This is a genomic window from Acinetobacter sp. ANC_7654 (genome assembly GCF_056779855.1).
In genome coordinates this window covers 51,777-72,097 of the sequence record NZ_JBWYIR010000002.1, presented here as the reverse complement: position 1 = coordinate 72,097, position 20,321 = coordinate 51,777, and the positions used below count along the sequence as shown (strand labels likewise).

Here is a 20,321-nt window from a genome sequence, read left to right as displayed (position 1 = left end):
ATATGTGTGGTATCGTCGGCGGTGTAGCAGAACGAAGCATAACGAATATTCTAATTGAAGGCTTAAAGCGTCTTGAATACCGTGGTTATGACTCAGCGGGATTAGCTTTAATCAATGCAGGTCAAGTTTTACGTGAACGTCGTGTCGGTAAAGTTATCAACCTTGAAGAAGCGGTTTCAGAAGCAGCGATCACTGGCGCGCTTGGTATCGCACATACACGTTGGGCTACTCATGGCAAACCTACAGAAAATAATGCACATCCGCATATTTCTGGTCAAGTCGCTGTGGTTCATAACGGTATTATTGAAAACTACCAAGAGCTTAAAGATGATCTTGAAGCATTAGGATATGTGTTTACATCCCAAACAGATACTGAAGTTGTTGCACACTTAGTTCATGATGCACTGAAGTCTGCTCCTAACCTACTTAAAGCCGTTGAACAAGTTGTGCCTCAACTCAAAGGTGCATTTGCACTCGGTATCGTACATACAGATTATCCAAATGAATTGATCACTGTTCGTGAAGGTTCACCGCTCGTGATCGGTGTGGGAATTGGTGAGAACTTTATCAGTTCTGATCAATTGGCCCTATTACCGATTACCAATCGTTTTATATACCTTGAAGAAGGCGATATTGCGCGTTTAACACGTGATACGATTGAAGTCTATGTACAAGGTGAGCGCGTTGAACGCCCTGTCAAAGAACTTGATGCGACAGTGAGTAATGCTTCAAAAGGTGAATATAAGCATTACATGCTGAAAGAAATTTATGAGCAACCTGAAGCGATCAAGCAAACTATCTCTCAAGCCTTAAATGCCGATCACTTACGTGATGATTTTCTTGCAAATGCTGTAGAAGATTTTTCTCAGATTCAGCAAGTTCAAATCATCGCTTGCGGTACCAGTTACCATGCAGGCATGATCGCAAAATATTGGTTTGAACAACTGATTGATGTACCTTGCCAAGTTGAAATTGCAAGTGAGTTCCGCTATCGCACTCCAGTCATCGTGAACAATACACTCTATGTGTGTATTTCTCAATCAGGTGAAACTGCCGACACATTGGCTGCTCTTCGTGATACACAAAAACGTGCCAAAGCGAAAAATATTAATATCACCACGATGACGATCTGTAACGTTGCAACATCTTCCATGGTGCGTGAAACAGATTACAGCTTATTGACATTAGCAGGTCCAGAAATTGGGGTTGCGTCGACCAAAGCATTCACCACACAACTTGCTGCCTTGATGCTTCTCGTGCTTAAGTTCGGTCAAGTTAAACAAACGATTTCTAATGAACAAGTAACAGAAATCATTACTGGATTGTGGCATACACCTAAAGTGATTCTTGACACATTACAATGTGATAAAGAAATTTTACGCCTATCTGAATTGTTTGTTGAAAAACAACATTGCCTATTTTTAGGTCGTGGAACACAGTTCCCAATCGCGCTTGAAGGAGCGCTTAAACTGAAAGAAATTTCATATATTCATGCTGAAGGTTATGCAGCTGGTGAGTTGAAACACGGCCCATTGGCCTTAGTTGATAATGATATGCCTGTTGTCATTCTTGCTCCTCAGGATGACATGCTTGATAAGCTCAAATCAAATATGGAAGAGGTTCAAGCACGTGGTGGTGAGCTGTTTGTATTTGCAGATGAAAATAGTGGCATTAAGGAGAAAGAGCGCCAACACGTCGTTCAAGTTCCGAGCGTTTCAGCACTATTATCACCAATCGTATACAGTATTCCTGTGCAGCTTTTGTCTTATCATGTCGCTGTACTACGTGGTACCGATGTAGATCAGCCGCGTAACTTAGCAAAGTCAGTTACGGTTGAATAATTCAATTTGATCTACACTTAAAAAGTGTATGAGAGTAATAAAGTTTCATACCAAGTAATAAAGTTTCATACTGAGTAATAAAGTGTAATACTGAATTGCTCAAAAAATCCACACAAGCTATGCTCTAAACAGCATGATGTGTGGATTTTTTTATGGCCAATTTTAACAACACACAAAATCATGAACTCAAAATTCAAAAATGGATTAAAGAAGGACGAGGACAGGGTTTTGGAAATAACTATAAGCCTTGGCTCACAATTCGAGATGTGAGTTCAGAAGGACGATCTCACCGAATTTTTGGTCATAAAAGCCAAAGAACTCATCACCTTCTCTCTGATATAGAACTTTCTACTTTTCTATTACTAGAATGGCATTCAACGACTATCGATATTCGAGAGCAATATCCCTTAGACCTAGAACAGACTCTAGAAATTGCGGAGAAAATTGGAATCCCTCACCCTAGATTTGGGAAACACTATCAAATCATGACAAGTGATTTTTTAGTGGATACAAATAGTTCAATAACACCTAAATTTGTAGTCCAAGTTAAATATTCAAATGCTCTCAATGACCCACGCACAATAGAAAAAATAGAAATCGAAAGACAGTATTGGAAACAGCAAAATATCCCTTTTTATATTTTTACCGAGCACCAAGTTCCTAAAACTGTCAGCCAAAACATCCAATGGTTATACAGTTCAATAAATACTATGCAACTGAGTGAACAAAATACGCTAGATAAACTTCACTTTTATGCAGATATTTTCATTAAAAATAAATCTCAAAAGATTAATGAATTAGCGAGAATTATTGATCAAAAATATCATTTTGAGTTAGGACAATCGCTAAGAGAAATTAGAGACTTGCTTGCTCAAAGGTATTTCATATTTGATCTGAATATTTCTTTTAAGGATTTGAATACAGATCATATTCGATTGGGCGAGCTTAATATTTGGAATGAGGTACTTCATGCTGAAAATCAATGAAGTATTAAGTTTTGAAAGCTCTTTATTTAGGATTTTAACGATCCTACCTTACTCTGTGATTTGGATTCGTCTTGACCTTGAAAATGCTTTTCCAATCGAGCTTAGTAGAACAGAAATATTAAAAGGTTTGGAAGATGGCAATATTGAAAGAGCAATAGACCCACATGAGTCACTTGCTTTCATTCAGACTGAGAAGGAATCTATACAAGAAATAAAACGTGACCAAAATTATGCTCTTATTTATCCCCTGATCTCTCATGAATTCTTTTATATCCCAGCTCAAAGAGGAAAAATAGTGAGTGAAATCATGAATCAACATGAAGTCACCAAACAAACTATTTATCGCTTAGCTCGTAGATATTGGCAAAGAGGACAAACTCCTAATGCATTACTTCCTGATTACAGAAATAGTGGAGCTAAAGGTCAAAAAAGAACGGCTAAAGACAAAAAATTAGGTCGGCCTCGTATCTATAATAGTGAACAAGGCATTAATGTTAATGAAGACATTGAAAAACTTTTTTATCGCACCATTAAATTATTCTTTTTAAAAGACAATAAACATTCACTTCCATTTGTATATCGAAAATTTCAAACCACTTATAAAAATCTCTACCCAGATATAGCAGAATCAGATATTCCGACAATATGGCAGTTTAAGTATTACTACGAAAAAGAATTCAAAAAAATTGAAAGTATAAAAGCTCGTATTGGTACCTTAAACTACCGTAAGGACTATCGCCCTTTGCAATCAACGTCTAACGCTCAAGCCTTAGGTCCTGGAGCACGTTATGAAATTGATGCCACGATTGCCGATATTTATCTAGTTTCAAACTCAAATCCTGAAAGTATTGTTGGTAGACCCACTATTTACTTCGTGATTGACGTCTTCAGTCGTTTAGTCGCAGGATTTTATATCGGTTTTGAATCACCTTCATATTTAGCTGCAATACAAGCATTGAATATAGCGATGACCGATAAGGTTAAGTATTGTGCTGAGTACGGAATCTCAATTCAGCCAGAAGATTGGCCAGCAGTCGGTCTACCTGATGCTTTACTCGCGGATCGAGGAGAATTATTAGGCTATCAAATAGAAGCCTTAGAAAAAACATTCGCTGTAAGACTCGAAAATGCACCAGCGAGACGTGGTGATGCTAAAGGCATCGTAGAGCAAGCTTTCAATACGTATCAAGCTTATTTCAAAAAAGAAGGTAAAGGAAAAGGTGTTGTTGACGGCAGCACTGTAAAAAAAATTGGTGGTCGTGATTATCGTCAAGATGCGACATTAAATATTCACCAATTTACTGAAATCATTCTTGCCTGCATCATTTCACATAATCAATTTCATGTTTTAAAAACATATGACCGTGAAGCAGATATGCCTAATGATTTACCAACCATTCCCTTACATTTATGGAATTGGGGTATTCAAAATAGAACTGGAAAATTGAGAAATGTTCCAGAGGAAGCTCTCAGAATCGCATTATTACCACGTACTAAAATCACAATATCAGACTTAGGCATCAAAGCATTTGGGCTTTATTACCTAGCGAGAGAAGTACTTGATCTTGGTTGGTTGCATCGTAAAACAGGAAGTTCTCGTCCTCAAAACCTTGAAGCTGCATATGATCCTTACTCAATGAATAAAATTTATATTTTTCCTAAAGATAATAGTCTCGAATATTGGATAGGAGCTCTCTCCGATCGATCGAGAGAATTTAAAGATTGTACTTTGTGGGAAATCAAAGACAAACAAAAAGCCCAAAAAGAAAGCCTTGTGCAGCATGAACTAGAGGCTTCAAAAAAACGAAGAGAGCTTGAAGCTTTTATCAGTGAGAAACTTAAAACTAAGCTTCCGAAGAGTCCAATTAAACCATCTCAACGAATCGCTGAAATAACTGAAAATAAAGCAAAAGAAAAAAATATTGAACGTAAAGCTAAGGTAAAACAGCAAGAAATAGTGGATACCAATATTATTCCAATGCCTAAACTGAAAACCTCAATTAAGCCTCAAGATGCTGAAGCGGTTCATTATCCAGACTTAACAGACGAATTATTTGGTGAGGATGACTAAATGACTTTGCCATTAAATTTTATTCAAGCACGTTACACGCCTAGTTTTGGTGAATATAAAGACAATCCATTTATTGAAGCTCTACCACCAATCATGCAAGAAATTGCAGATATCAAAGCTAATCTGATTGGTAAAGTGGACTTTAACCCTGAAGATATTCTGAGATCTAAGAACGAAAGAATTCATCTTTCATCTCAACTGCTTCATCAATTTTTTCAACCCATTACTCGGCATATTTCATTAGAGCAAAAAATTGCAATATTAATTCGTCAAGGCTATGTCGGGCGCAATATTGCTGATGGTAAATTGCACCAACACTTGCAAAATGGTTATGAGCGTATTATGTCGGGAGACATCAATGCCTTTCGTTTTGATGCACCAAAATCTACAGCTTTAAGCTATTCACTGATCGGTTGTTCAGGCAGTGGTAAAAGTACAACGTTACAGCGCATCCTAAACCTTTATCCTCAAGTGATTTACCATGAAAAATACAACTTCACTCAACTCGTTTATCTCAAAATTGACTGCCCTCATGACGGCTCATTAAAAAATCTATGTTTGCATTTTTTTAAAGCGATTGATGTTGCTTTAGGAACAGATTTTGAAAGAAAAGTAGCCTTAAAAAGATTAGGAATCGAAGCTCTACTCAACTATATGCGTCAAATTACCAATACCTACGCTATTGGTGTTCTCGTTATAGATGAAATTCAGCATTTGAGCGTTAAGAATTCAGGTGGTGCTGACAAAATGCTGAATTTCTTTGTCACCTTAATTAATGTTGTAGGTTTACCAGTAGTTATGGTCGGCACACCTAAAGCCAGATTTATCTTTGATAAAGATCTACGTTCAGCACGTCGTGGGGCTGGTTTCGGGGCTGTTATATGGGAACCCATGAAGAATACTCCCCCATTATCAAATACCGCGACGAGAACAGAATGGATGGCTTTCACCAATGCCCTTTGGAAATACCAATGGCTAACGAATAAAGAACAACTGAGTGAAGAAATTCGAGACTGTTGGTATGAACTCTCTCAAGGAGTACTGGATATAGTCGTCAAGCTTTTTGTTTTGGCTCAATGTCGAGCGATCATGACCGGACTAGAAAGAATAACGCCTAGTTTGCTTAGACAAGTCTATGAGGATGAACTCAAATTTGTCCACCCAATGATAGAAGCGCTCAAGTCTGGAGATCCTAATCGCATCGCACTTTATTCCGACTTAACTATTCCATATGTGGACAAAACATTACTTCTACTTCAGAAAAAAATAGAAGAAGAACAAGAAAAAGTTGAACAATATAATGGAAACATACATGCTCAAAGATTGCATAATCTACTGATTGCCACTGGATATTCAGAACCTAAAGTAATCACTGTAATCAAAAAAGCCTTTTCTGACTTTCCTCATCTCAATATGCAGGAACTGATGCCTATCGTTTCGAATTGGCTCACTGAAGTTGAGATGGATAAAAAAGCTATACCTGAAAAAATGAATCTCAAAAAAATAAAACAAAGTGAATGGATTAGCTTACCGTCAGATGATTTAAGGTTTAAGTTTTCTCAAAAGCAAAAATCCCAAAATTTTTATGACGTTCTTCAATCAAGTGATTTAATTTTTGATACTCAAACTTGGGTGCAATCAATGTAATAGTGGAATTAGCATGTTGAACTTTCCTACACCATATCCTAATGAGTTAATTTATAGCACGATAGCAAGAGCTGGAATTCACCATGCTATTACAAGCCCTAAGCAATTACTCGAAGAAGTATTTGCTAATCGTAAGGTTATTGCAACGATTGACTTACCTAGCCATCTAATATGCCTTTTAAAGCATTTACCACCATACTACACGCTTGAAAATCTTGCTTATGAACATACGCTTTTTCCGATCTACGCTTTATTTTCTCCAGAAAACACACGTTTAAAATGCCTTCAATGGATGAATAATCAATCAAAAGGTTCTGTCCATTTAGCATTAGGGGTTGCAGCATCTAAAGTAAAGCAAATATCAACGCATCGATATTGTCGACATTGCTTTGAAGACCAATATCAAAAATATGGAGAATTATTTTGGTCAAGAGTTTGGTACATCCAAGGCGCAAATTGTTGTAGCAAACATAAAGTTAAATTGTCAGAATTTTTATTACCATCCCATTTGAATGGACGACATCAATTTATTCCTGCAAATATCATCCCAGATCGGAATCACCTTACTAATCCTGCACATGAATTAGATCTAATCGTTAGTAGGCATATTGATGAGTTGCTAAAGCTTCCACCAGCAACATCACCTACATTCCATCAATGGAGTAAATTTTATCAACGTATTGCAAAGCGATTAGGTTTCAACAAAGCTTCTAAACACATTGATCATTCAAAAATTTATTCAGAAGTTATAAAAATATGGGATCTAAAGTGGTTACAGCAACATCACCTAGATGAACTGAAGTCTGAAACATGTTGGCTTAGAGCTATCTTTAGAAAGCATCGTAAGTCATTCAGTTATCTTGAACATATTATTGTCTTAGAGACATTTTTCCCTAAAGGCTGGACATGGGCAGCCATTCTAGGTGAAATCCATCCGTTACCGTCTCATCCCTCTAATATAGATAGACCAATTCAAAGAACTAAATGTAAAGACATATTGATACTTAGAGAAAAACGTAATGAATGGCTGTGTTTGATTCAAAATTTTGGAATAAAGCCGTCTAGAGTCAAAAATGCAGCCTTATATGCATGGCTTTATCGCAATGATAAAACTTGGTTACTCACAAAAAATAAAAGCTTTCACGCTTTACCCACAAGTATTCCCAAGAAAGTAGATTGGCCTCTGAGGGATTGGCAAATGGTGAGGCGATTATTCAAAATATTCTATCAATCATTAGACGATTTGAATTTACCTAGGCAATCAAGAAATTGGTACTTAAGACAATTACCACAACACTCTACCGTAGAGAAAAACCTATATCAGCTGCCCTTAACAAATAAATTTTTGGCTACTTTTTCAGAAGATATTAGCAGTTATCAAATCCGTAGAATTACCCGGACAATAATTCACTTTGAGAAACTTAATCAACACCAAGCGAACTGGCAATTATTACGACATTCAGGATTAAGTGAAGAAAGATTAACCCATGAAACACTCAAATTCCTAAATCAAATTAAAAGGATGAATCATGGCTAAGATAAGTCACATCGCTAAGAACATGAAAATAAAAAAGATTGGTTCTTTATTTAAAAAACATAACTCAGGCAGTTGGGCAATAAATCTAGCTTTGGAAAATGAAAATAAAATATCTGAGACGACTTTCACTAATTTTTCTAATGCAAAATTATTAAGAAAAAATAGTCACATCAACCCTACTCAAGAATATTCCAAAGGCTACAATTTACGCTTTAAAATTAGTTCAACTCAAGATTGGCTATCTTCTGCCCATAATTCAAACTTAGCTAAAGGAAAGTTTGTAGAACATTATTTTTTATTTGATGCAGTCCGTGTGGATCAATTCGGCCAGCCGATGTCCGAAACCATCAAAATTAAGCTCCCTCAATTCGAACTTGCTCGATCTCTGTTTTTCTACACCCCATATTTAGCAAGATCAGCAGTCATTGAGAATAGTTTGAGTATTGATTTCGATATTGTTTCTAAGCCAGATCACTACCTCATCAATATATTACCAGCCTGCTCATACCCCATTTCTCATTTCAATGATTCAGGTATACGTCGGATCTTATCTTGGATTCTTCTTGATCCTGATATTCGACAATCCTTTGCAAGTATTAGTCAGTTCTGTACGAAATATGGCTATGACGTTGACCAATACCGTATATGGAGTTTTTGTTTTAATCCGCCCCTACTCAATGAAGTGATCTTTAATGCATATGGCTATTATAAAGCTGAAGCATCCGAGTTTTTTGTCAATGAAATTTCAGGTTTCGAAAGAATCTCAAATCGTATTTCTAAAGAAGTTGAATTCTATAGTGATAAATTCATTGAGTCTAAATCTGGAGGTAAAGCTGAAAGTTCATCAGGGCCTAAAAACCAAGGAAAAGAACCAACCATCAAAGATGATGAAGAAGGTAATAGTGATGATGTACAAATAATTGATGTTGTTCCTACACACTTTGACTTCCTAGAAGCTATTGAAACACGGAAAACTTCTAAAAAATCTAGGCTTAGAAATCAGGGTACAAAAGATCAAGAATTACCATCTAACAAGGAACTATCAGGTGTTAGCACCAATGAGCCTATTTCTGAAGGTTCGATCCCGTCTGCTGAATTTAATGGTGTTGAAGATGAGACTGAAGACCTTCATTTGTATCTTGATCGATTCTCAGCATTTCAACAAATGATTGATTTGTTTTGTGAAGAACATCGTGTTAAAAATTTTAGCTTTCAACTCCATAAATTACCTAACATTCAAGGCCACTCCAAACATATAAAAACTGATAGCAATCCTAGATGTGTGGCCGAAGTTAGTTTCCAATTTAATGGTCAAAATATTGTGATCTTAGAAGTAGATACATCCGATAATAAAAAACCACTTTCAACTCGTGTTTTATCTCTTAAAGACATGAACCAATGGAATACTACTGATCGAGCCAAAGTACTTGAACTTGTAGTTACTCAATGCTTACGCTGGCCAAAGGGGGTCTTTAAAAATATTTGTTATAAAAATAATACGTTGAACCATCCTAGAATGGATAGTAAGAATCAACAGATCTCAGATCAAGAATTAGCTAGTTGGAAGAAACGATTAATAATGCAATTATAATTTCATATCTATGTATTGTAATTTATACTTCTTACCATACATTTCTGTATTTATAGCAGATTGCCGACCAACCAAGGACTTAGATGAGATCTGACAATATTGTTCAAAAAATCTGGAGCTTATGTAATATTTTACGTGGTGACGGCATTACTTACTATCAATATATTTCCGAATTGAGTTATTTATTATTTCTTAAAATTGCTCAAGAAAACGGTACAGAGAGTCTTTTACCCTCGGGTTACAGATGGCATGATCTTGAAAATCATCCACAGGAAGGTCTTCTAGATTATTATCAAGAAATGTTAACTCATTTAGGTTCACATTCTAAAAATGATACCGTTAAAGCAATTTATGCCTTTCCTACTACAGTCTTTTCTCACTCTGAAAATCTTAAAGCTACAATCAATGGTATTAAAAAGATTGAATGGAATCAAATCGGTAAAGATGGTTTCGGTGATTTATATAGTGGTTTAATCGATAAGAGTGCTCAAGATACTCGTTCTGGCGCAGGCCAGTATTTCACACCACGTCCCTTGGTAGAAATAATAGTCCAATTATGCAAACCATCTTTAGGAGAGATTATTCAAGATCCTGCGACAGGAAGTGGAGGTTTCTTAATTAGTGCTAATGAATTTATAAAAAATAATAACTTAGATTCAGATTTTTTAAAAAATCCACCAAAATTTGAAGGTGTTGAGATAGAAAAAAATACCCGAAGAATTTGCTTGATGAATACTTTCTTGCATAACTTAGATGCCAAAATAATTTATGGAGATGCTCTTACGGAGGATGCCGAACTACTTAATACTCCTGATTTAATCTTAGCTAATCCCCCATTCGGCAATAAAGCAGGAGGGAAGAGAGCTCAAAGGGGAGATATACCTTTTCCCAATTGCAATAAACAATTTGCCTTTTTACAGCATATTTATACTACTTTAAAATCTGGTGGTCGTGCTGCTGTGATTGTACCTGATAATGTTTTATTTGAAGAAGGTATAGGACAATCTGTAAGAATTGACCTAATGAAAAAGTGTAATTTACATACAATATTGAGACTACCAAATGGAATATTTTATGCCACAGGTGTAAAGACTAATGTATTGTTTTTCAATAAGCCTGAGGATTACACGAATAACTCTAAAGAAGTCTGGGTATATGATATGAGAACAAACTCAGGAAGTTTTGGAAAAAACTCGCCCTTACAAAATCATCATTTTGCAGACTTTGTTGATTGTTATGAAGGGCCTAGAAAAGAAACGGCTAAATTCAAGTGCTTCTCTAAACAGGATATCACTAAAAATAATTATAATTTAAATTTAATCTGGTCAGAAAATTTTGAGGAACAAGATGAATCAATAGATTTGGATACTTTAATTACTTCAATTTTAGAACATCTAAATACTGCCATTTCTGAAATAGAAGTTATAGCAGATGACCTTACAGATCATCTATCTAAACATAATTAGTTTTTTGAGACTTTAGTTCTATATGTATGAAGCACCTAAAGGATGGATTCAAACCACAATTGGAGATGTTTTAACTATCCAATATGGGAAAAGCTTGCCCGCCAAAATGCGTGAAACAGGCCAATATAAGGTTTATGGATCTAACGGTATCATTGGGAATCATAGTATAGGCTTAACAAATGCTCCTACTATTATTATTGGTAGAAAAGGTAGTATTGGTAAAATACATTTTTCAGAAAACTCATGTTTCCCGATTGATACAACCTTCTACATTGATAGCTTTAATGGAAATAATCCTAAATTTATTAGCTACTTACTAGAAAGCCTTCCCTTATCAAATATGAATCGCTCCACAGCTATCCCTGGTCTAAATCGCGAAGAAGTTTATGCATTAAAGATATATCTGCCTCCTATTTCTGAACAAGATGAAATTGTAAAGATTATTGATATAACATTAAACCGTATAAATCAATCAATTGATTCTTTAAATCACATTCCAAAGTTAATAGATAAATATAGAACTGAAATCTTTAACAGTATTTTTAACAAAATTGAAGAAACTACTTCTGACTTTGGTAGTTTGATTAATTACATTACAAGCGGTTCAAGAGGTTGGGCAAAATATTATCATCATGAGAAAGAGTCCGTTTTTCTAAGAATAGGAAATACCAAAAGAAATAATATTGATTTAGATCTAGAAGAAATACAATATGTCAAACTACCTGAAGATGTAGAGGGAAAAAGAACAAAAGTTCAACCAAATGATATTTTGATTACCATTACGGCAGATATAGGACGGGTTGCTTATATTCCTGAAAATTTTGAATTAGAAGCATATGTAAATCAACATTTATCATTGATCCGTTTAAATACACCTAATTTAGCTAAATATATTTCTCTATATTTAATTAGTCCCAAGGGGCAAGAACAACTACGTAGTTATAGCCGAGGTATGACCAGATCTGGATTAAGGCTAGATGACTTAAAAAATATCAAAATTCCTTTGCCTAATATAGATATCCAAAAAGATACAGTTCACTTGTTAACCAAATCCCTTAATTCAATTGAAAAAATTATTGGTTTACAATCAAACTCACTTGTAAAACTTAATGAGCTACATCAACAAGTTATTAAATATGCATTACAAGGTAAAATGACTGAACAAAATCCTAATGATTCTGCTATTAATCTTGTTAATAAAGTTGAACAAATAATAAAGCCAATTACGAAACCCATCTCTCTAAATAAAAAGCTGAGTATGAAAGACATAAAATTATTGATTCTACAAGATAGTAAAACATGGCCAAAAGAAGGTCTAAATTTTTCAGAAATCGCAAACAAATATTCAATATCTTATGAAGATCTTAAAGATTGTGTTTTCAATTTATTGGTTGAAGAAAAAGATATTTTTAAACAGGTTTTTGATAAAACCACCCTTTGTATTCACTTACAGAGAATATCTTAATGAGATTAAATTACCTGAAAGTTGAAAAAGCATCTATTGATAGCGATTCGATCTTAGACGATTTTGAAGTTTATTTTGGCCGTAACAATGATCTTGAGTTAAGCATCGCTCCTGTATGTATTATCGGGCCTAATGGCTCTGGAAAATCCCAATTTCTTCAACTCTTAGCTGAAATATTTCAAGTTATATGGCATGAGTATTCTGATATTGAAGAACGAAATGTAGCAAATAAGCATGTACTGTTTGAACTTTCTTATCATATAACTCCTACTGGTAGCGACTCACCTAAATTAGTTACATTTAAAAGACAAAGAGTTGGAAAAAAAATTACTCCTATAGAACTATATGTTGAAGATAATGAAGTAGCTCTTTTACCTAGAAATGTTGAATTTGGAAAATATTTACCATCACTAATAGTCGGATATACTTCTGGGGACAATGAAACTTTAAGCCTTCCCTTTTTAGTTAGTAGAAGTAGTTATGCCAATGAAGTTGCTAATACAGCTTTAAGTGATAATCCGAATCAATCTGTTGCTGATAACAAATTAGTAATGATTGACTATAGTACTAATTTAGAAGTGCTTTTTGCTAATATGATGCTTGGCACTGATACCATAAGACAAGAAATTCTACATCATGCTCATTTAGATGACTTAGCATCCTGCCGTTGTGTAATTCGGTTAGCACATTCAGCCGTAACAAAAGCATCTAAAAAACAAAGTAATCTTACGGGTAGAAAGGGAATCCAATTAACTGGTGAACTTGAAGAAATAATAAATGCTTTAAAATCGACAGCAACATGTTGGAATGAAGATAAAAAGACTGAAACTTATACATTTGACTTTTTGATCAGTAATGCTACTAGAGAAGCATTCTCTTTTTTTTGGAAAGATGCTTTTTCTTTGTATAGATCTTTACATAAATTTGCATTATTGAATGATCTTGCTATACCTCGAACTGCAAGAAAAAGATTAGATCGTGCAGTTAATGAGAGAAGATTTGCATCAAGGTTACCAGAACCACAACAAGAAGATATGGTTTTTAACTTTGAAGAAGTACGATTTTGGCCTCATAATCGATCGAAAGAACCAGTAGATTATGTTTCATTATCTGATGGAGAACATCAGCAGACCCTTATTTTAGGTATGTTCGCAATGATCTCTAAGAAAAATGCTATTTTTTTACTGGATGAACCAGAATCACATTTTAATCCACAATGGAGAACAAAATTCGTTCAAAGGCTTTTGAGTATAACAAGTAATAGAGCTAGTCAAGAACTACTTCTAACATCTCATGCTCCATTTGCTCCGTCTGATATGCCACGCGAGCAAGTATTAATTTTTTCAAAAGATTCTCAGAATAAAGTTAATGTACGCTCACCAAATATAGAAACTTTTGGTGCTACTTTTGATAAAATTTTAGAGAGTTGCTTTGGCATTAATCCTCCAATTTCCAAGATTGCTGAAAGTAAAATTAACGAGCTATTATCTTCTAATGATATTTCGTTAATTGAGAATACTCTTAACGAACTTGGACAATCTGTTGAAAAAGCATTTCTTGCTGACCATCTAAGAAGACTTAAGAAGAAACTTTAAAATGCTTTTCACATATTCACCCACAGCTCTATTAAAAAACTGGCTAAACCCAACTATTATTCAAATATTAGAAGATGGCATGAAATCTATAATGAATGATAAGAAACCACGGGATTGGCCTGAAATTATTCCACAACAATTTCGGGATCAGCTTAAGAATAGGTCAGGAATTAGTACTAGAATTCAGAAAGTTTGGGATTCATTTAAAGAATTAGAAAAAGATGAACAGATTAGACTTTTAGCATCTTTACATCAACAAACAGCATTACCTACAAATTTATCAGATGATTCTGAATGTACAAAAATCACATGCTTTCCTGATAATGTAAAAGACTCCATAAAAGATTTATTTACTTTTCTATTTGAAAAACAGCTTATTTCTATTAAAGAAGATAGCACTTGCCTTCGCGATTTTCATTACAAAGAAATATACAATAATGCTAATGAAAGACTCTGTCCTTTTTGTGGATTATCATACTTAAGAGCACCCACTGCGCCTAGACATGCCTTAGATCATTATATGCCAATTTCCTTGTATCCTTTCGTTGGTGCAGATTTAAGAAATTTGTCACCAATGTGTGATGAATGTAATTCATCTTTTAAAAAACAAATTGATATTTTATATGATGATGAAAATAACAGAACTCCTTGTGTCGATCCCTATGCTGGCCCTACTTTTGAAATTTCCCTTATTAATAGTAAAGCTTTTGAAGGAAAAGTTGAAAAAGGAATATGTTTACCAAAATGGAAAATTGATATTCTAGGGGGGACAGATCAGCTTTCAGATAATTGGAATAGAATTTTTCAAATAAAAGAAAGATATGAGAGAGATATTTTAAATTCCGAGTTTAGATCATGGCTTGAACATTTTGTAAAATGGTTTATACATCAACCTACTAAATTTGATACACCTAACGAAAATATTCATTATCAACTTGAACAATATATAGAAACTGTAATTCAAGAAGGTCTCGCTGATCGAGCTTTTCTAAAAGCACAAGTTTTTAAACTTATTTTGAATGAAATAAATCAACATGAAAAAAAAGAAGATATGTTAGCTTTCTTAAATTTAATAATTGAAATCTACAATTCTTAAATTAAGGAAGTAGGTCAACAGCTTGTAATTTAAGTGCATTAGAAATTTCATAAATTTTTTCTAAAGTAGGATTCACCTCCCCTCTTTCAATTCTTCCTAAATAGCTTCGATCTATATTACAGAGCAATGCCAATTGCTCTTGTGACATGTTTCTTTCTTTTCTATATTTACGAACCAATTGCCCAAATTGAATAGTAAGTTCTGACATAAACATTCAAATGCTTAAAAAACAGAACTATCACTATTTGAGGATTATATATCCACGGACTATAATCCTCTTTTAAAGTTTTCTATTTTTTCTTTTATGAAACAAATTGCCTCCCCTATCTTTGAATCTTTTCTTGTCCTTCTATCCAACAACCAAATCAATGGATGGACTTCAAACAAAATTTGGAAAAACTTACAGATTTCGAAAGATGAAAAGGAACGAATTAACCAACAACAACTTTATAGGATTTTGAGAAAACTAGTGAAACAAGGTCACTTGATCAAACATATTCATTCTGATAATCCAAGACTTTCAACATTTGTTGAAACAAAAAGTATGGCTACGTTTAGAAAGCAATTGGAAATTCAAAACGTTAAAAATGACTCTGAAAAACTTGGACTCAAGACTAAACAATTAAAAGAAAAGCAAAAGATATATGAAAACCAAATCAAAGCTTCTGAACAAGCACTCATAGACTTTCCAGAACTAAAAACTGATATTTTGAAAAGAAAAAATCAATTACTTCAAGATATTGAAAAAATGAAAGCTTACACTGACTTTTTAACATCACTGATATAATATAAGGGTAGATTCAGCAAGCCTAAAGTTTCATTTCAGTATGAAACTTTATTACTCAACTGGTAGTAGAAATTGAAGAAAAAATAATTTTTAGTATGAAACTTTATTTTTTCTTCAATTATTTACAATTTATAAATTTCAATGAGATAAGGCTGGTTTAGTATGAAACTTTATTACTTTCATACAAAAAGATCGATAATGAAAATTATCGGTCTTTTTTTTATCAAATGAAATATCTTATCAGTGCATGTTTAGTCGGACATCCAGTTCGCTACGATGGTCAACATTGCCTTCAAGAAAAAATTAAAACGCTGATTGATGCCGATCAGGCCGTCGTAATCTGCCCTGAAATTTCTGGAGGACTTAGCACTCCCAGAGCCCCTGCTGAAATTCAAAAAGGAACAGGCTCCGATGTTTTGAGTGGCCATGCAAAAGTATTTGATCTTTCGGGAAAAGATGTTACCGAAGCATTTATTTTAGGTGCCAAACAGACCTTAGCTTTTGCGAAAAAACATGGGATTACTCATGCGATTTTGAAAGCTAAAAGTCCATCATGTGGTTTTGGTCAGATTTATGATGGCTCTTTTTCGGGTTCAAAAATAAATGCGGACGGTGTTACAGCAGCGCTTTTAAAGCAACATGGTATTCACATCATGACTGAAAAAGAATTTCTAGATCAGTTAATGAAATAAAATCAGCTACTTAATCACATCATCGTCATATTCATGTTTTTTAAGGTGAGCTTTGTCACGCGTCGCCCAATAACTCGCCAAGATGGGTCCCGAAATATTGTGCCATAAACTAAAAATCGCACTTGGAAGTGCTGTAATGGGTGTTGCCGCAAAATGAACCGCAGCTAAAGCAATGCCTAAGCCAGAATTTTGCATCCCTACTTCTATCGAAACTGCTTTAGCATCTGCTTGATTAAGCTGCAATAATTTTGCAGCCCAATAACCTATAAAATATCCTAATCCATTATGTAAAATTACAACAGCAAGGATCAGTAACCCTGACTGTAAAATTTGCATTTTGCTTCCAGCAATAATCGCAGCCACAATCAATACAATCGCGATGACTGAAACCATAGGCATCATTGCGATATATCGATCTATTTTTTGCTTAAATAGGCCGCTCACGATCACCCCTAAAATGATAGGGAACAAAATCACTTGCATTACCGATACAAGCATTGCTACCGCATCTATATCGATCCACTGACTCGCTAAGAGATAAAAAATCAATGGTGTCAGCAAAGGTGCTAACATCGTTGAAACTGAGGTACACGCGACGGACAAAGCCACATTTGCCTTTGCCATATAAGCAATGACGTTAGATGCTGTACCTCCGGGACAACATCCAACAAGGAGTACGCCAACGGCAATTTCAGCGGGTAATCGAAATGCTATGCACAATCCCCATGCCAATAATGGCATCACTATAAATTGAGCACTCACGCCAACGGCAACCGCCTTAGGCTGGCTGAAAACACTTTTAAAATCTTCCCACGACAGGGTCATTCCCATGCCAAACATGATAATCCCGAGCATCCAAGTGATATAAGACTTAAGCCAAATAAAAGCTTCTGGCATATACATGGCAATTCCTGCAAATAGGAGTACCCACAGCGCAAAGGTTTTCTGCACGAATTGATTGATAGCTTTCATTTAGAAGTTCACTTGTTGGATTAACGACGTATGATCTTGAGCCATGCCTTTAAATGGTCTGCGCTGAGTGTCTGAGAGTCATCAGTTCTTTGGCGTAAATTCGTTTCACACCTTGTGCAAGCATTTCTTGCCATGCATGTTGCAACGAACCATTTAAATCGATGCCTTTAGTCGCATCTGACACGACATAACTGTTAAAACCTAATTTTGCAGCATCAATTGCCGTCCAAGCCACACAAAAATCAGTGGCGATCCCGACAATGAAGATGTCACGAATTCCACGCTCACGCAGATAACCTGCTAAGCCAGTCGATGTTCGATGATCAGCTTCTAAAAAGGCAGAATAACTATCAATATGTGGATGAAAACCTTTACGAATGACCAACTGCGCTTTGGATATATTCAAGTCTGGATGAAAATCTGCATCATGTGTACCCTGCACACAATGTGAAGGCCATAACACCTGGCGGCCATAAGCTAATTCAATCGTCTCATAAGCAGACTTTCCAGGATGATTTTCAAAAAATGAAATATGGTCTTGAGGATGCCAATCTTGGGTAAGGACAACATTGTCAAAATGCCGAGCAAGTGAATTAATGGTTGGAATAATTTGATCTGAATTTGCTACCGCCAAATTTCCCCCAGGGGTAAATCCATTCTGAACATCAACAACGATAAGTGCACTTTGTTGTGGTTGGAACATCCTTTTCAGCTCCCAATATTTTTAAAATTGTTAGGGACTATTGCATAGGATCAAGAGAACTACAATTGCTTGAGTTGAAAATTTGATATCAAAATTCTATAAAAAAAGCCTGCATCAAGCAGGCTTTAATCTATGTTTTTGTCTTAATTCTGGATACGACGTACCAACATTAACATGAAGATCGCAGAAATAATAATACAAGGGATTGCTGCAGAGATTACGCCTGCTGCACCAAATCCTGCCGTTAACAATGATCCTGCAATTGCTGGCCCAAGCATAGCACCGATACGACCTACTGCCGATGCTACACCAACACCTGTACCACGTACTTCTGTTGGGTACACAATACCACCAAATGCGTAAAGCACACCTTGACAGCCAATCACGAAAGCACCAACCAATGCTGAAGCCAAATACATTTGTGTGAGTGAGCTTGCTGCATTCAACGCAAGAAGGCCAGCCAAAATACCACCGTACATTAACAAGATCACATAAGCTTTTTTCCAGCGGTCAGTTAATACACCTAAAATCACAGTACCTACAGTAGCACTTACCATGAAGTAGAATTGCGCTGTCGCACCTTCTTTTCTCGAAAAACCTAATTCTTGGAATAGAGAAGGTAACCAGCTGAGCATGATGTAAACCACCATGAGCGTGAAGAAATAGCTACACCAGATGAACATCGTACGAAGAAGATTCTGTGAATTAAACAAATCTTTAAACGAACCTTGTGGAGCTTCTGCAATTTCAGCTTCAGTTCTATTTTGCGTTTTCAAAAATTCTTTAGATTCAGGTAAGAATTTCATCATCACTGGTATAACAATTAATGGTAATAAACCACCAAGATAGAAAATATTTTTCCAATTAGCACCGAAATCTGTACTTGCAATTAAAGATAAGATCGCAGCACCGACAGGCATACCACAGTACATTAGCCCTACAGCACGACCACGATTTTGTGGGGTTACTGCTTCAGAAGCCAAAGTGATGAGAATTGGCATTGCTGCACCTAGTCCTGCACCTGCAAGGAAACGTACAGCCAATAAACTGTTAAAACTATTTACCCATACCGTACATAAAGTGAATACAGCGAAAACAGCAACAGACCAAATTAAAACTGTTTTACGACCAATACGGTCCGCAATACGCCCACCTACCAGTGCCCCAGGTAACAGACCTAAAATACCGGCACTAAAAAACACACCTAATTGTGAACTATCTAAACCAAAATGTTCACGAATACCCGCAGCTGCAATACCTGCAGCCTGAATATCTAAGCCTTCAATTACTGCAATGAGGAAGCAGATACCTACCGTCAAAATTGCATGTTTGTTACTTACTGATTCTTGCATTGAACTTCCCTCACTCATCAGCATTTGAGTCCGATGCCCGATTATCTATGTAAGTCAATGAAAGTGAGAGTTATCAAATGGTGTAATAAAATGTAATCAAAATAAGATTAAATTTCATACCTCTTGCCAACCAAAATAAATTCTAGTCTTCAAAACGATTAATTATTTTTTTTATTTAGGAAAAAACCAAGAAAAATCTATTATAAAATCTATAAGTATTAGAATAATTTAACCTTTAAGTAAAAAAAATAAGACGTTTTATAAATTATAATATTCACATAATTTAAAAATTATTAGTCTATTCACCTGTATATACATACATCTTAAATCTGATGTAAGTGATATAAGCTATTAATTCAGGGTAAATTGGTCAGATTTTAGTTCGAATTTTCATTTTTATCCGCAATACTTTCATAGACGAACATCTATCTTCACTGTAATTTAAATGCCTAACCATAAGGTCTTAAAATTGCTTTTTTTAAAAAAAGTTACTTGTTTTAACTAAACTTTTTTTTGACTG

Annotated in this window: 16 protein-coding genes; 12 read left to right on the top strand and 4 right to left on the bottom strand. The window is 35.1% G+C overall.

All coding sequences use genetic code 11. The features are described 5' to 3' along the window. Positions 1 to 2: 2 nt before the first annotated feature. From glmS to AC1M86_RS02465, 10 genes are all read left to right on the top strand, one after another. On the top strand, positions 3 to 1,841 hold the full coding sequence (glmS, locus tag AC1M86_RS02510; RefSeq protein ID WP_035264843.1) for a glutamine--fructose-6-phosphate transaminase (isomerizing): 1,839 nt from the start codon (positions 3 to 5) through the stop codon (positions 1,839 to 1,841). Between the two features lie 152 nt (positions 1,842 to 1,993). Continuing rightward, on the top strand, positions 1,994 to 2,827 hold the full coding sequence (locus tag AC1M86_RS02505) for a TnsA endonuclease N-terminal domain-containing protein (RefSeq protein ID WP_481607171.1): 834 nt from the start codon (positions 1,994 to 1,996) through the stop codon (positions 2,825 to 2,827). After that, on the top strand, positions 2,811 to 4,898 hold the full coding sequence (locus AC1M86_RS02500) for a transposase (protein ID WP_481607170.1): 2,088 nt from the start codon (positions 2,811 to 2,813) through the stop codon (positions 4,896 to 4,898). Before AC1M86_RS02505 ends, AC1M86_RS02500 begins: the two co-directional genes overlap by 17 nt. After that, positions 4,899 to 6,545, top strand: a complete 1,647-nt coding sequence (locus AC1M86_RS02495; RefSeq protein ID WP_481607169.1) for an AAA family ATPase — start codon at positions 4,899 to 4,901, stop codon at positions 6,543 to 6,545. A gap of 13 nt (positions 6,546 to 6,558) precedes the next feature. Continuing rightward, a complete protein-coding gene (locus AC1M86_RS02490; protein ID WP_481607168.1) occupies positions 6,559 to 8,082 on the top strand; it encodes a TniQ family protein in 1,524 nt (507 codons plus the stop codon). After that, positions 8,075 to 9,673 carry a Tn7-like element transposition protein TnsE gene (locus AC1M86_RS02485; RefSeq protein WP_481607167.1) on the top strand — a complete coding sequence of 533 codons (1,599 nt, stop codon included), beginning with the start codon at positions 8,075 to 8,077 and terminating at the stop codon, positions 9,671 to 9,673. Before AC1M86_RS02490 ends, AC1M86_RS02485 begins: the two co-directional genes overlap by 8 nt. Before the next feature lie 83 nt (positions 9,674 to 9,756). Then, positions 9,757 to 11,139 (top strand): class I SAM-dependent DNA methyltransferase, encoded by a 1,383-nt coding sequence (locus AC1M86_RS02480; RefSeq protein ID WP_481607166.1) that lies wholly within the window; start codon positions 9,757 to 9,759, stop codon positions 11,137 to 11,139. A gap of 22 nt (positions 11,140 to 11,161) precedes the next feature. Next, positions 11,162 to 12,604: a restriction endonuclease subunit S gene (locus AC1M86_RS02475; protein WP_481607165.1), complete on the top strand. Its 1,443-nt coding sequence runs from the start codon at positions 11,162 to 11,164 to the stop codon at positions 12,602 to 12,604. Next, complete coding sequence (locus AC1M86_RS02470; RefSeq protein WP_481607164.1) at positions 12,604 to 14,199, top strand: restriction system-associated AAA family ATPase; 1,596 nt, start codon at positions 12,604 to 12,606, stop codon at positions 14,197 to 14,199. Before AC1M86_RS02475 ends, AC1M86_RS02470 begins: the two co-directional genes overlap by 1 nt. A 79-nt stretch (positions 14,200 to 14,278) precedes the next feature. Beyond that, positions 14,279 to 15,295: a hypothetical protein gene (locus AC1M86_RS02465; protein ID WP_481607163.1), complete on the top strand. Its 1,017-nt coding sequence runs from the start codon at positions 14,279 to 14,281 to the stop codon at positions 15,293 to 15,295. A 1-nt stretch (position 15,296) separates the two neighbouring features. On the opposite strand, the gene AC1M86_RS02460 is transcribed toward AC1M86_RS02465, so the two are convergent. After that, a complete protein-coding gene (locus tag AC1M86_RS02460; RefSeq protein WP_481607162.1) occupies positions 15,297 to 15,509 on the bottom strand; it encodes a helix-turn-helix domain-containing protein in 213 nt (70 codons plus the stop codon). Positions 15,510 to 15,599: 90 nt separating this feature from the next. Here AC1M86_RS02460 and AC1M86_RS02455 point away from each other — a divergent pair, with 90 nt between their 5' ends. Both AC1M86_RS02455 and AC1M86_RS02450 read left to right on the top strand, forming a co-directional pair. After that, a complete protein-coding gene (locus tag AC1M86_RS02455; RefSeq protein ID WP_481607161.1) occupies positions 15,600 to 16,082 on the top strand; it encodes a hypothetical protein in 483 nt (160 codons plus the stop codon). A gap of 227 nt (positions 16,083 to 16,309) precedes the next feature. Further along, on the top strand, positions 16,310 to 16,774 hold the full coding sequence (locus tag AC1M86_RS02450; protein WP_481597145.1) for a 2-thiouracil desulfurase family protein: 465 nt from the start codon (positions 16,310 to 16,312) through the stop codon (positions 16,772 to 16,774). 6 nt (positions 16,775 to 16,780) lie between these two features. Here the strand turns inward: AC1M86_RS02450 and AC1M86_RS02445 are convergent, their stop codons facing one another. The 3 genes from AC1M86_RS02445 to mhpT all read right to left on the bottom strand — a co-directional run bounded on the left by AC1M86_RS02445 (position 16,781) and on the right by mhpT (position 19,801). After that, positions 16,781 to 17,746, bottom strand: coding sequence for a bile acid:sodium symporter family protein (locus AC1M86_RS02445; RefSeq protein ID WP_481591985.1), 966 nt, complete (start codon positions 17,744 to 17,746; stop codon positions 16,781 to 16,783). 49 nt (positions 17,747 to 17,795) lie between these two features. Further along, complete coding sequence (gene pncA / locus AC1M86_RS02440; RefSeq protein WP_481595696.1) at positions 17,796 to 18,449, bottom strand: bifunctional nicotinamidase/pyrazinamidase; 654 nt, start codon at positions 18,447 to 18,449, stop codon at positions 17,796 to 17,798. 143 nt (positions 18,450 to 18,592) lie between these two features. Continuing rightward, complete coding sequence (gene mhpT / locus AC1M86_RS02435; protein ID WP_035264856.1) at positions 18,593 to 19,801, bottom strand: 3-(3-hydroxy-phenyl)propionate transporter MhpT; 1,209 nt, start codon at positions 19,799 to 19,801, stop codon at positions 18,593 to 18,595. Between the last annotated feature and the right edge of the window lie 520 nt (positions 19,802 to 20,321).

Excerpts from the sequence above, each read along its gene's own strand:
- glmS (WP_035264843.1), top strand. The coding sequence starts at position 3 with ATGTGTGGTATCGTCGGCGGTGTAGCAGAACGAAGCATAACGAATATT.
- AC1M86_RS02505 (WP_481607171.1), top strand. The coding sequence starts at position 1,994 with ATGGCCAATTTTAACAACACACAAAATCATGAACTCAAAATTCAAAAA.
- AC1M86_RS02500 (WP_481607170.1), top strand. The coding sequence starts at position 2,811 with ATGCTGAAAATCAATGAAGTATTAAGTTTTGAAAGCTCTTTATTTAGG.
- AC1M86_RS02495 (WP_481607169.1), top strand. The coding sequence starts at position 4,899 with ATGACTTTGCCATTAAATTTTATTCAAGCACGTTACACGCCTAGTTTT.
- AC1M86_RS02490 (WP_481607168.1), top strand. The coding sequence starts at position 6,559 with ATGTTGAACTTTCCTACACCATATCCTAATGAGTTAATTTATAGCACG.
- AC1M86_RS02485 (WP_481607167.1), top strand. The coding sequence starts at position 8,075 with ATGGCTAAGATAAGTCACATCGCTAAGAACATGAAAATAAAAAAGATT.
- AC1M86_RS02480 (WP_481607166.1), top strand. The coding sequence starts at position 9,757 with ATGAGATCTGACAATATTGTTCAAAAAATCTGGAGCTTATGTAATATT.
- AC1M86_RS02475 (WP_481607165.1), top strand. The coding sequence starts at position 11,162 with ATGTATGAAGCACCTAAAGGATGGATTCAAACCACAATTGGAGATGTT.
- AC1M86_RS02470 (WP_481607164.1), top strand. The coding sequence starts at position 12,604 with ATGAGATTAAATTACCTGAAAGTTGAAAAAGCATCTATTGATAGCGAT.
- AC1M86_RS02465 (WP_481607163.1), top strand. The coding sequence starts at position 14,279 with ATGAAATCTATAATGAATGATAAGAAACCACGGGATTGGCCTGAAATT.
- AC1M86_RS02460 (WP_481607162.1), bottom strand. The coding sequence starts at position 15,509 with ATGTTTATGTCAGAACTTACTATTCAATTTGGGCAATTGGTTCGTAAA.
- AC1M86_RS02455 (WP_481607161.1), top strand. The coding sequence starts at position 15,600 with ATGAAACAAATTGCCTCCCCTATCTTTGAATCTTTTCTTGTCCTTCTA.
- AC1M86_RS02450 (WP_481597145.1), top strand. The coding sequence starts at position 16,310 with ATGAAATATCTTATCAGTGCATGTTTAGTCGGACATCCAGTTCGCTAC.
- AC1M86_RS02445 (WP_481591985.1), bottom strand. The coding sequence starts at position 17,746 with ATGAAAGCTATCAATCAATTCGTGCAGAAAACCTTTGCGCTGTGGGTA.
- pncA (WP_481595696.1), bottom strand. The coding sequence starts at position 18,449 with ATGTTCCAACCACAACAAAGTGCACTTATCGTTGTTGATGTTCAGAAT.
- mhpT (WP_035264856.1), bottom strand. The coding sequence starts at position 19,801 with ATGCAAGAATCAGTAAGTAACAAACATGCAATTTTGACGGTAGGTATC.